The 12,903-nt window shown below is 57.0% G+C and carries 6 protein-coding genes; 2 read left to right on the top strand and 4 right to left on the bottom strand.

Annotated elements, in window-relative coordinates; genetic code table 11:
* The 4 genes from AAC126_RS02055 to AAC126_RS02040 all read right to left on the bottom strand — a co-directional run.
* The coding region (locus tag AAC126_RS02055; RefSeq protein ID WP_339849485.1) for a tandem-95 repeat protein at window positions 1-2,239 on the bottom strand (2,239 nt) is incomplete at its 3' end.
* 79 nt (window positions 2,240-2,318) lie between these two features.
* The gene (locus tag AAC126_RS02050) at window positions 2,319-3,662 is read right to left on the bottom strand and encodes an HlyD family type I secretion periplasmic adaptor subunit (RefSeq protein ID WP_339849483.1); all 1,344 of its coding nucleotides are present in this window, start codon (window positions 3,660-3,662) and stop codon (window positions 2,319-2,321) included.
* On the bottom strand, window positions 3,659-5,914 hold the full coding sequence (locus AAC126_RS02045; protein WP_339849480.1) for an ATP-binding cassette domain-containing protein: 2,256 nt from the start codon (window positions 5,912-5,914) through the stop codon (window positions 3,659-3,661). The genes AAC126_RS02050 and AAC126_RS02045 overlap by 4 nt, the downstream gene beginning before the upstream one ends.
* Entirely contained in the window at window positions 5,911-7,584 is a 1,674-nt protein-coding gene (locus AAC126_RS02040) for a peptidase domain-containing ABC transporter (protein ID WP_339849478.1), read from the bottom strand. The genes AAC126_RS02045 and AAC126_RS02040 overlap by 4 nt, the downstream gene beginning before the upstream one ends.
* 149 nt (window positions 7,585-7,733) lie before the next feature.
* Between AAC126_RS02040 and AAC126_RS02035 the strand changes: the two genes are divergently transcribed.
* Entirely contained in the window at window positions 7,734-8,912 is a 1,179-nt protein-coding gene (locus AAC126_RS02035) for a SpoIIE family protein phosphatase (protein WP_339849475.1), read from the top strand.
* A 705-nt stretch (window positions 8,913-9,617) separates the two neighbouring features.
* Window positions 9,618-12,623 (top strand): ATP-binding protein, encoded by a 3,006-nt coding sequence (locus AAC126_RS02030; protein WP_339849473.1) that lies wholly within the window; start codon window positions 9,618-9,620, stop codon window positions 12,621-12,623.
* The last annotated feature ends 280 nt before the right edge of the window (window positions 12,624-12,903 follow it).

Genomic DNA, 12,903 nt, shown 5'->3' with positions numbered 1-12,903 from the left:
TGATCGGGCTGTCTTCGGAGCCGGTAACATCGTTGGCCACCAGGGTCGGCGCGTCTGCCACGGCAGCGACGGTGACAGTGAGGCTGTCTGTCGTCGTCGCCGTGTCGCCGTTTGCTTCTGTCGTTGTCGCGGTGACTGTGAGATCAATGGCGCCGGAGAAGTCTTCCGGCGGTGTGATCGTGAGACCCGCCAGCTGGCCCGGCGTCAGCGTGACACTGCCGTCGGCATTGACGGTGCCGGCGGAGAGCACCGCGCCTTCAGGAATGTTGGTGATCGTCAGGGAGACGGATTCCGAGTCATCGGTGACCGATGCCGACAGATCCAGCGCGATGGCGTTGTCTTCCAGCCCGGCTGCGTCGCTGACAGCCAGCACCGGTGCATCCGCAATCGCCGTTACCGTCACCGGCAGGCTGAGGCTCGTCTCGGCCGTGTCGCCATTCTCGTCGACAGACGTCGAGACGACGGTCAGGGCAATGTCGCCGGAGAAATTTTCCGGAGCGGTGATGGTCAGATCCACCAGCTGATCCGGTGTCAGGGTGACATTGCCATCGTCATTAACCGTGCCGGCGGAGAGAGTGGCACCGTCGGGAATGCCGGTGATCGTCACTGACACGGTCTCGGAACCATCCGCGTCGCTCGACGACGTCGAGATATCCAGCGCAATGGGACTGTCTTCTGTGCCGGAAGCCGGCCTCACCGTGAGCACAGGTGCGTCCGCAACCGCTTCGACGGTGACCGTCAGACTGTCGGTCGTGGTCGCCGTGTCGCCGTTCTCGTCGATGGAGCTCGCGGTGACCTCAAGTGCGAACTCTCCCGAGAAGTCGGCGGGTGGTGTAATCGTCAGACCATCGAGCTGATCGTCCGTCAGTGTCACGCTGCCATCCACATTGACGGTACCGGCTGACAGAACCGCGCCTTCCGGAATGCCGGTGATCGTCAGGGAGACGGATTCCGAGTCATCGGTAATCGACGTCGAGAGATCCAGCGTGATGGCGTTGTCTTCCAGCCCGGCTGCATCGCTGACAGCCAGCACCGGTGCATCCGCGATCGCCGTTACCGTCACCGGCAGGCTGAGGGCTGTCTCTGCGGTGTCGCCGTTCTCATCCGTGGCGATGGCCGTCACGGCGAGGACGATTTCGCCGGAGAAGTCCTCGGGCGGCGTGATCGTCAGGCCGCCAAGCTGGTCGCCCGTCAGCGTGACGCTGCCGTCGGCATTGACGGTGCCGGCGGAAAGAACTGCGCCGTCCGGAATGCCGGAGATGGTGATCTCCAGGCTCTCCGAGCCGTCGAGATCGGTCAGCCGGGCATCGAGATCCAGTGCGATAGGGCTGTCTTCTGTGCCGGAAGCCGGGGTTACAGCGAGCACAGGTGCATCCGCGACCGCTTCAACGGTGACCGTCAGGCTATCAGTCGTCGTTGCCGTGTTGCCGCTTTCGTCGATTGTTGTCGCCGTGACTGTGAGGTCTATGTCACCGGAGAAGTCCGCTGGCGGTGTGATTGTCAGACCATCGAGCTGATCCGGTGTCAATGTCCAGCTGCCGTCTGCGTTGGGCGTGCCCGCGGAGAGCACAGCCCCTTCCGGGATGCCGGAAATCGTCACAGAGGATGTGTCGTCGGAGACGGACAGGTTGAGCTCAATCGCCGTATCTTCCAGACCATCGGCATTGCTCGTGGTCAGATCAGGTGCCTGGAGCGAGCTCTCTCCGGCAATTCCTCCGCCCGGGGTGCCGCCGCTGTCTTCACCTGTTCCTGGACCGGAGGCGCTTCCACCGCTTCCCGATCCTGTAGTGCCTCTTTGTCTCGAGGACGAAGAAGTTCCCTGTTCTGATGGGGGGGCAGAATCCGGGCGCCCGAGAATGTTGCCATCCTGAAACTCTCGGGCTGTTGTTTGTTCCGTAGATGTTGCCGAAGCATCGGGGCTGTTGATCGACACGCCTTCGACAGAGGAAGATGCTGCCGCCGGGCGCCCCCCTGCAGTTCGTGGTGATGCAGAGCCAGACCGTCCCGCGCCGCCTTCCGCAAGATCCAGCGCATCCGGTCGGGATGCCCCTTCATCTTCGCGTTCCGAGCCCTTGGCGATTTGCTCCTTGTTCGAGCCGGTATGCAGAAGATCGTTCGTCCGCTGGCGGTCTTCCGCGTTCTCATCTCCCGGGAGAACTTTCCGTTCCAGGGCGTCAAGAGGGTTCTGCTTCAGATTGGTCGAAGCGGATGCGGATGCGCGTACGGGATCTTTTGCCATTGGGCTGTCTTTCTTTTCAGAGTATAGGGGCTGAAAAAATCAGTAACGTGTTGATGTATGGTCCTGATTTTTCAGCTACTCATCTTTCGCTCATAGCTTGATCAATATTCGTGTAGATAGGCTTAAGAAGATATTGGAGAATTGTTTTTCTTCCCGTTTGAATGTCCGCCTGAACGGTCATTCCGGGGAGAAGTTTGTTTTTCTCATTGTTTTCCCCGACATATGATTTTTTCAGGAGAACGCGACCTTGATAGTAGGGCTCCTGGTTTTCATCCAGAAATGTCGTTGCAGAGACATATGCCAATTCACCAGGGACGGCCCCGAGCCTGGTGAAATCAAAAGTATGGACTTTGACATCCACTGCCTGGCCAAGTTCGACGAAGCCGACATCCCTTGGCGAGATGCGGTTTTCGACAACAAGGGCTCCGTCAACCGGGACGATTTCAGCAATAAGTCCGCCCGGGGCCAGAACCGTTCCGATATTTTTTACCGGCAGGCTTTGTACGATGCCGCGGACAGGAGAAACGACGTCCAGGCGGTTGACCCGATCCGTCAGGCTTTCGATCATTTCCTCTACCTCGACGCGCTGGCCCGCGACGGAGCCGGCATCGGCAAGAGAATCCGACCGGAACTGCGACAGGAATTCGTCCAGTTCCTGGCGGGATTCATGCAATGATTCCCGCAACTGTGCCTGTTCGTTCCTTAACCGCTCGGAGCGCCCTTGAGCCTCCGCAAGCTTGATTTGGGTGGCGAGGAGCGTTACCCGGGGGCTGAGGCCCTTTTCGGTTAGCCCGGCCCTGATTTTCATCTCTTCTTCGAGCAAAATGGCGACATGCTGTGCATTCTTCATGTCTTGCTGGCCGGTTTCTATCTGGGCTTCGATTTCGCGCACCCGGCTGGCCAGGACTTCTTTGCTCTTGTCTCGTGCTTCGATCTGGGATGCGAGAATGTCCCGCTGATCGTCAACGAGAGGCTGGAATTTGGCGGGCACGGCGAGAAACTGCGGAGGGCGGGATTCAGCCAGCGCACGCAGACGTTCTTCTTCGAGCGATAGGGCAATGAGGCGGGCACCCATTCGTTCCAGGTCCGCCTGGGCCGCAGACGCCGCCATGCGGACAATAGGTTGTCCTATCTCGACGACATCACCTTCCTTGACAAGGGTCTGCTCGATGATCCCACCTTCCAGGTGCTGTATGGGCACGACATTGCCGGCCGGCACCACGGCACCTACGGTCACCGCTGTTTCATTAACCTCGGTCACAGCGGACCAGCTGATGAACAGCACCATCGTCAAGGCGACGACAAAGATCCCGAACCTGATCAGTTTTGTCGAGCCCGCGTCACTGATCGAAGGGGCCACGTCAAGGCTGGTCAGAGAACGGTTCCCACGGCCTGGCGGAAGCATTTTTGTGGCATTATTCATGACGTGATTTCCTTCTGGATTTCGCCGCTAAACGCCTCGGTGAGTTTTTCGATCACCGGGCCAGGAGGGCCGAAATAGCGTGACGCTCCGTCTTTCATGACCAGAACCCGGTCAGCCAGGCGGATATGGCTCGGGCGATAGGTTACGAGGACAATCGTGGCCTTGCCGCGAAGCTGGTTCAGGGCATCGACGAATGCGAACTCGCCTTCGAAGTCAAAGCTTCCCACCGGCTCGTCCAGCAACAGAATGGGCGCCTTGCGAACATATGAGCGGGCAAGGGAGAGTTGCCCGAGCAAGCTGGTTTGCAGTTTGCTGATGCCGCCCGAATAGACTTGCGTATCAAGCCCTTCCGGCAGGGACAGCACGAGATCACGAATGCCGGCGAGGTCCAGGGCTTCTTCCAGATCCTGGTCCGTGGCCGTGGGGGCTGCCAGGAGAAGGTTTTCGCCGATGGTGGCGTCGAACAGCTCGGGCGAATGAGGTGCATAGGCAATAATCTGGCGTAATTCGGATGGATCGAACTGCCGAACGTCACGCCCGTCGATCCGGATGGCTCCACCCTGAGGGGTATGCAGGCCGGCAATCAGTTCCAGCAGGTTTGAGTTACCCATGCCGTTCGGCCCGGTCACGGCAATCAGCTCACCCGGTTTGATGTCCATGGCGACATTCATCAGCACCGGCGTCAGGTCCGCCGCCGGTTTGAAAGTCACCATGTCGAGCGTGATCCGGCCTTGAACACCTTCAAGCGCGGTGCCCTCCACATCGGCGGGACGCTCCGGCTGCAGAGCCATGAGCCCATCGATCTGCCGGATCGATGAAAAGACCTGGAAGAGTCTGGTCGATGCCACAAAGGCGGACTGCAGCGGGGTTTGCACGCGCCACCCCAGCATCATCACCGCGATAAGCGCGCCGGGAGTCATTTGCTCATTGAGGACACCGCTGACGCCCAGTGCCAGCAGGCAGAGCATACTGAGCATCAACGCGAATTGCCCAAAGCTCTGCGCCATTGCGGCAGCCTTGATTTGTGCGAAATTTCTCGCAATGGACGCCGCGGACAATTCCTTGAACCGCCTCCGGAAGACGGCTTCCGCACCGGTCACCCGGATGGAACGCATCTTGTCCAGTGCCTCGACCACAAGCATCTGCCGACGAACGCCCGCCTGTGCGCTGTCCGACGACCTGTTGTTGATAATCCAGTTGTAAAACAGGGCGGCGAGAGCGAGGACAATGGCCGATGCAACTGGCACGATGGCAATCCAGCCCGCGACCAGTGCGATGGTGACCACGAAGATGATGAGGACGGGCAGCTCAAGCATTGCCGTCGTCAACGGTCCGGCGAGTACGCTGCGCACCCGTTCCAGGTCCCTCATTCTTGCAATCTGTGCCGTGACGCCGGCGCGCTCCAGAAGGGCGAGCGACAGCCCAAGCATGTGCCCCAGAACCTGTGAGCCGACCAGATAGTTCAGCCGCGCGGAAACGAACACCTGGATCCGCATGCGGATGTTCCGGAGAGCCAGATCGGACAGGACCGCGAGACCGATCCCCAGAGCCAGCAGCCATATGCCCTCGCGATCACCTGTCGCAATGATCCGGTCATAGACGGTCATCACGTATAGCGGTATCGCGAGTGCGAGAATATTTATGAAAAACCCAAGAGCGAAAGCCGCGCCGAGCGGGTGCATGAATTTTGCGAAAACCGTGCTGAACCAGCCGCTTTTGCGGCGGGCTTCCGACTGAGCTCCTCCCTGACCGGATCTGGTATCGATAAAGACCATGGCGTCGACAGCCTCTATGGGGCGATCGACGATGGTCTGCTGACCCGTGACGGGGTCATAGATCAGCACTCCCTTGTCTGCCTGATCAAGGATGACTGCCGCAGGGGCATTTTTGCGCAGCCAGAGAGCAGGGGCCTCGATAACAGCCTGATTCCAGCTGAGATTGACGCGCCGGGAAGAGAAACCAAGCCGATTAAGCGTGCTGGTTAAATCGACCAGATCAAAGGGCGTTCCCTCGACGGGCATGGCTTCCAGCAGTTGCCGTGGCACACCGGCCCAACCGAGGGCGGTGACCAGCGCCGGCAGGCACCCGGCCAGATCCGACATCTTCGCGCGATTTTGAAGCGCCGGGCTCATCAGCTCCTCGACGCGTTGCTCGAAGCTGTTCCCGGCCCCGATACCCTGCATCAACGGATCGGGAATTGCGCTGGCTGCTTCCGGCGGAAGAACATCCGTGTGTTCAACGTGTGCTCTCATAGCAGTGCCTCTGTCGATACGGAGTCCTGATCAAGCTGACCATCCGCCAATACATAAACCTGGTCTGCCACGCGCAGAAGGGAGGGTCTGTGACTGACGATGACTAGCGTGCATTGGCCCTTAAGGCGCCGGAAGGCATCCTTGACATATTGGTCGCCGGCTCCGTCGACCGCCGAGTTCGCTTCATCGAAAAGAATGATTTTAGGCGGCACAACCAGGGCTCGTGCGATTGCGATCTGCTGGATCAAGCTGCGTGAAAGGAGCTGGGTTGTGCCTTCACCGGTCTGGGTGCGGAAACCTCTGGGCATGCGTGAGATCGCTTCCGAGATGCCGAGCACCTCGGCTACGAGCATTGCTCGGGGCTCTAGTTCGGGGCGGAATGTCGTCAGGTTTTCCATGATGGATCCCCTGAACAGGACTTCTCTCTGGGGCAGCAGGACCACCTGCCTCCGAAGAGCTTCCCGATCGATATTCTCGATCGACAATCCGTCAAGTGTCACGGATCCGGCAGTGGGATTTGCCAATCCCGCCATGATTGTCAACAAGAGCGATTTTCCTGATCCGTTTGGACCGGTGATCCCGATTGCCGAGCCGGCGTGAATCTCCAGATCAAGACCGTCCAAAATGACCCGCTCGTCGTTTGAAGACCGGTATTGCAGGTTTGACAAGCTAATGGCGCCGGTCAGTTCCACATCCTGTGATGCGCCGGTTCCGCTCGGGTCGGCCGGAAGATCGAAAATGCTCGCGACCCGCTCTCTCGCCGCACGGACGGATTGGTACCTGACCCAGAACCCGGCGATTCCACTGAATGGAACCAGGGCGCGTCCTGCCAGCAACGTACAAGCAGCGAGACCGCCTGTCGTGAGCATGCCGTCCATGACCGCAAAGGCTCCGACCGTAACCACCCCGGCCGTACTGATCTGGGAGAAGGTGTTCCCTTGATCGACCAGAGATGTCGACAGTTTGTCTACATCGGCGGCTTTTTCTGATTTTTCCAGCTGCAGTTTTTCAAAGCGGCGGCAAATGCCCTTCTCGAGGGCCATGGACTTGATACTCCTCCAGCCATTCAGGAGGCGCAGCAAAAAGCCTATTCGCGATTCTTCGGTTTGCAGATGGGCACGAACCGCGTGGGCCAAAGCCCCGCTGGAATAGCCGACGACAGCAAGATAAAGGGCGATGAGCAGCAGGGGCACATAAACGACCGGGCCGCCGATATACCAGATAAGCAGAACGTAGATGACGGCAAACGGCAGGTCGCAAAGGGTCAGGATGGCTTGACCGGAATAAAATTCCTTTGCGGTCTGGAGGGCGTCGAACCTCTCCACGAGCGCGCCGGATCCGATCTGCTCATAAGCCGCGAGATCGGAATCGAGCAGGTGATCGAAAGCGTCGCAACCAGCCTGATATTCGTATTTCGAGGCGGCAGCGCCAAGCAGGTACGACCGGCCGTACCGCAACAGAATTTCAAGAAGAACAGCGAGACCAACCCCGGCTATCAGAACCGTCATCGTGCCGTATGTCTGGTTCGGGATGATCCGGTCATAAACCTGCAGAAGAGCCAACGGCATTGCCAGGGCAAGAATGTTGATCACCACGGTAGAGACGAGAATGTCAGAGAAATTCCCACTGAGGATTGTTGTTTTGTTCCGGGCGTGAACTGACTGAACCATCAGCCTTTCCTCTCGTTTTTAACGGCCTCAGGGTTTCCTGTTCCGTTACCTGGCTGCAGTTCCGTCACTTGACGGCAGGGGCTGCCGATGCCCAAGTTCACACTTGGTATGTTGATTGTTTCCGGTTGCCGGGAAGGACTTGAAGGCCAATGAGGAACTCTGTTCGCGGAAAAGTCCTGATCGTCGACGACGTTCCGACGAATACCGAACTTCTCGGTGTGGTTCTCGGCCAGGAATTCGATGTCGTTCAGGCAACTTCCGGTCCAGAAGCGATCGATATCGCCCAGGGAGGCAACATCGATCTGGTTCTGCTCGATATTATTATGCCTGGAATGGACGGCTACGATGTCTGCCGTGCTCTGAAGGCTGATCCAGTGACTGCCGATATCCCGGTCATTTTCATTACGGCAATGTCTGAAGAAGAAGACGAGGAGGCCGGGCTTGCAATCGGCGCGATCGACTATGTGACAAAGCCGTTCAGCCTGCCCATCGTGCGGGCCAGAGTGCGAAATCATCTTCTGTCCAAAGCCCGGGCCGATGCGCTTGAGGTAAGCAACTCCAAGCTGGAGCATCTTTACCGGCAGATGAGTGACGATCTGGATGCCGCTTCCCGGCTGCAGAACAGCTTCCTTCCAAAGAAGAAAGCCGAAATCGGGAACGTTTCCTTCGGTTACATGTATTACCCGTCTCAATATCTGTGCGGAGACACGCTGAATTTTTTCAGTATCGGCAACGATATCGTTGCCTTTTACATTGCCGATATTGCGGGGCACGGGATTCCGTCCGCTCTGCTCTCGGTCACGCTCAGCAACACCATGACTCCCGAATTCTGTACGCGGGTCAGCGGGAAAACCGACAGGGAATATGGTGTTCCTTTGCCTTCCACTGTGGTTTCGGCCTTGAACCGGCGCTTTCTCAGCGACGGGGACAGAATGGATTATCTGACGATGATCTATGGCGTGATCAACACTGCCACCGGCGCGGCCCGATTGTGTCAGGCGGCGCAGCCAAGCCCTATTTTGCTGAGAAAAAACGGGGCTGCCGAGACAATTGGAGACGGGGGCTTTCCTGTCGGTATGTTTGCCGATGCCACATACGAGGATATTGAGTTCAACATGCGCCCCGGCGACCGCTTGGCGATTTTTTCCGATGGCATCACGGAGTGCGAGAACGCGACTGGTGTCCAGTTCGGCGAGGAGAGGTTGACGGACGCATTGTTTGGCGTAAATGGCACTGTTCTGAATGGATTGCAGCGCAAAATTCAGAACTGGACGGGGCAAAAACCGCCGACTGACGATGTTTCTCTTCTGCTGATGACGCTTTCTTGAGCGCGCTGGTTGTGCGTGAGTGTGGGCATGCAGGGGGGCGTCAGTGCGAGGATCAGAATATTGACTGCGGTTTTCTGCGGTGACCGGGAGCGGACATGTTGAGGATGCGTTATTTATCTCCGTGAATCCGCGAGCCTCAATTCCGTGCATCATCAAGTCACCTGACATTAAATTGTTATTTGAATAAAATTCAATATATCTGGGTGGCGATGGCGTTCCCTGCTGCATGACCCTCGCTCCCTAGCTGTTCCTTAAAAATATAGAGTTAAAAGATAACCCTTCCACGTCCTGAGCTGGTTTTCTCAAGTTTAGTGGACAAAATTAAAAACTTAGTATGTTGTTATTCACTCGCCCTCGTGGAAACAATGTCCCATGAAACGGTAAAGTTTTCATTAATTCTATGGATCAGATGTAATTTCTTAGGGAGCACTTAATTCTTTGAGAAATAAGGATGATTTTGATCGGAAAATGAATCTACCAAAGAAATCAAAAGGTGCTCCTTGAGTTAAATGTCCAAATTAAGAGCCATTTTTAACAATTTTGCCGTGTGCTTTGAGGGCCGTGTGAGCGGCGTTCTCCGGGGCTGAATGCGAAGACAGGCCACGGATTGTAACCGCAATTTTGGCGGGGATTATGGAATGATAATTTCGTGATATGTTTTCCGCTTCGGAGCGATCAGCATTAGTTGAGATCGGATATCCTGGAATGACCCACCAGAAAACATCATACTCTGAACTCGACAGGCTTGCGGAGCTTGGACGGCTCAAGATTCTCGATACGCCACCGGAACGGGCTTTTGATCGCGTTACCGCTCTTGCCACGAAACTTCTCGATGTTCCTATATCTCTGGTGTCTCTGGTCGACCGGGACCGTCAATGGTTCAAGGCGAAATGTGGTATCGACGCCGTTGAAACGCCCCGGTCCTGGGCTTTTTGCGATTATGCCATCCGGCAGGATGAGATCATGGTCGTCGAAGACGCTCGCAAGGATAACCGATTTAAGGACAACCCGTTGGTTGCGGGTGATCCGTTCATCAGGTTCTATGCGGGAGTTCCCCTGAGATCGCCGAACGGATTTCCGCTTGGAACGCTTTGCATCATTGACAGCAAACCGAGGTCACTTGACGCGAAAGAGTGCGAGATCCTGAAGGATCTTTGCGACATCGCAGCGGACGCGATCTGGTTGAGGGACCTTGCATCAAGATCCGATGCCGCCAGTGCCGAGGCCACGCGCTCTTCTCAGGTTATCGCAGAGATGATCGAGGCGATCCCGGATGGTTTCGTCAAATATGGCGCGGATCGCAGAATTGAATTCTGTAACTCGGCCTTCAGCGCATTTTTCCCTTGGGAAGACGGCGTCGTGGCCCCCGGCGCGCTCCTGGACGACATCCTGAAATATGGGATTGAGCGCGGGTTTTATGCCGGGGCGGGGAAAAGAAAAGAAGATCAGCAGGCATGGATAGAGGAACGTTTATACCGGCACGGCAAGCCCGGTGAACCGTTCCTGCAGGAAACGGCCGACGGCAGATGGATGCGGATCCTGGAATCGCGGACAGCCGATGGAGGCATTGTCGGTATCCGGTCGGATGTGACTTCGCAGAGACGGCACGCCGATGTCCTGCGCGCCATGCTGGCTGCCGTGTCGACAGGCTCAACCAACTTGCAGGAAAGAATTTCGAGAATACTCGAGATTGGCTGTGAGTATCTGGAGCTGCCGATCGGAATCGTCAGCAAGATCGAAGACGGCAATTATGTCGTTGAATATGCCGTGTCACCCGATGGGGGCATCAGCCCGGGCACGGCGTTTCGCCTTGATCAAACATATTGTGAGAATGTTTTCAGCGGCTTTGATCCAATCGGCTTTTCACATGTCGGGGGTGGCGAATTGCGGACCCACCCGTGTTATCTCGCCACTGGTCTCGAATCCTATATCGGCTGCCCTGTCATGGTCTCCGGACACCGGTACGGCACCGTGAATTTTTCCAGCCCGTTGCCGCGGGAGTCGATCCAGGACAGTGACCTGGATCTCATGCGCTATATCACTTTGCTGGTTGGCTCGGAGCTGACCAGGGCCGAGGCGGCAAATGCGCTGGAACTGGCCAAAGCCCAGGCCGAGGAAGCCAGTCAGCAGAAGTCCGAATTCCTGGCAACGATGAGCCATGAAATCCGGACACCGCTTAACGGCCTCCTCGGGATGGTGGATCTGCTTCTTGGGAGCGCGCTCAGTGATGAGCAGGCAAGGCTGGCGGAGATTGCCAAGCATTCCGGCTCCAACCTTCTGCTGATAATCAACGACATTCTGGATTTCTCGCGCCTTGAAGGTGAATGGCTTGAACTGGACGATGCCCCTCTGAGCCTGATGGAGATGATCGGCGCCGTGATCGACAATGCCTCGGCGACGGCACGCGATAAAAACCTTGAACTGATCGCGGTGATGCATCCCTCCATACCGGATTACCGCGAGGGAGATGCGGCCAGACTGCGGCAAATCCTGTTCAATCTGGTTGGCAATGCCGTCAAGTTCACTGACGAAGGCGGGGTCGCCATCGAGCTCCTGGAGGGCGCTACACCGGACCGGATCCGGTTTCAGGTGAGAGACACCGGGATCGGGATCGCCGAGCATGACCGGGAAACGCTCTTCGATCGGTTTACCCAGGTCGATTCATCGATTTCACGCCGCTTTGGTGGCACGGGACTGGGGCTCGCCATCAGCAAGAAACTCGTCACCCTTATGGGAGGGGAGATCGGTGTCGTCAGTGAAGAGGGTATTGGCAGCACCTTCTATTTCGAGGTGCCCCTGACGATTCTTGATGGTCCGCCTCAACAAAACAGGGCGCCAAAGCTGGACGGCAAGCTCGTCCAGCTCGCTGGCTGGGGTGATTTCAGCGTTCCTTTGCTTGTGTGGCAACTGGAGGGGCTGGGAGCCCGGGTTGTCGTGGACAGCCGTTCGGCAGCAGGAGGGCCTTCCGCAGGTTCAGCGCGGTCTCTGGATATTTTGATGGTCGATATGGATGCAGATGATGCTTCCTCGTCCAGGCAGGATGGCATTCCCGATACCCCTGACCAGAATAAGCCCGCGATGCTTTATTGCACATGGCAGGATTTTCATGTTCGGCCGGAGGATCAAGTTTTGCCTGCCTCTGAGCGGACCGTGCTGCGAAAACCGCTTCATCCGCGGGCACTTATGGGTGCTCTTGGGGGGGAGGGAAGTGATCCTGGAGAGAAACAGGAAGATCTGGATAAGCCAGAAACTGCCCCCGTTCCGGGGACGGTAGTCAGCGGGACCGGTTTGAATATCCTTGTCGCCGAGGATAATGAGATAAACCAGATCCTGATGCTTCGTGTGCTGACGAAACTAGGGCATCAGGTTGATCTCGCCGGGGACGGGCTGGAAGCCATCGAAGCCGTCCGGAAGAAGCAATATGATGTCATTCTGATGGATATCCAGATGCCGCGCATGGACGGTCTTCAGGCCACCAGGATACTCGTGGAAAAACACCCGGACACGCGCCCGCCAATTGTCGCGCTAACGGCGCATGCCCTGAAGGAACACGAGGAAGAGTTTAGGGGAGCTGGTATCGACTCCTATCTCACCAAACCTCTGGACGTCGAGAAATTGACGGAAGTTCTGAACAACATCAGGCCAAGCGCCAAATCCGGCGGCGAAATTGCCGCCGTCAAAGCCGGGGAGTGGGACGCCACGGAGTGTTGACCCGGTCAATCAACTCCACGGCGGCCCGACGGGGTCTGATACGCTGTGTCATCTTTGTGTTATTTCCATGATAACTATCTAAAAAAATTGACAAAATGCTGCACGCCCTCAACCTCATGACGGCCTGAGGAGAGCACTCGAACCGGGATTCTAACGGATACACCCCCGTGTAATGGCTGTGGGCCGGCTGGCTCAAAAGCCGATTTGAGGCATCTGAAGGCATTCGGTTCTTGGGCCGAATTTGATGGGGTGACTTGAGAGTGCCATGTTAACCATTACG

Source organism: uncultured Nisaea sp. (genome assembly GCF_963974195.1).
GTDB lineage: Bacteria > Pseudomonadota > Alphaproteobacteria > Thalassobaculales > Thalassobaculaceae > Nisaea.
This window is presented reverse-complemented; position numbering and strand designations above follow the sequence as displayed.

Coding starts and splice junctions, on each gene's coding strand:
- AAC126_RS02040 (WP_339849478.1), bottom strand. CDS start 7,584: ATGGTTCAGTCAGTTCACGCCCGGAACAAAACAACAATCCTCAGTGGG.
- AAC126_RS02045 (WP_339849480.1), bottom strand. CDS start 5,914: ATGAGAGCACACGTTGAACACACGGATGTTCTTCCGCCGGAAGCAGCC.
- AAC126_RS02035 (WP_339849475.1), top strand. CDS start 7,734: ATGAGGAACTCTGTTCGCGGAAAAGTCCTGATCGTCGACGACGTTCCG.
- AAC126_RS02030 (WP_339849473.1), top strand. CDS start 9,618: ATGACCCACCAGAAAACATCATACTCTGAACTCGACAGGCTTGCGGAG.
- AAC126_RS02050 (WP_339849483.1), bottom strand. CDS start 3,662: ATGAATAATGCCACAAAAATGCTTCCGCCAGGCCGTGGGAACCGTTCT.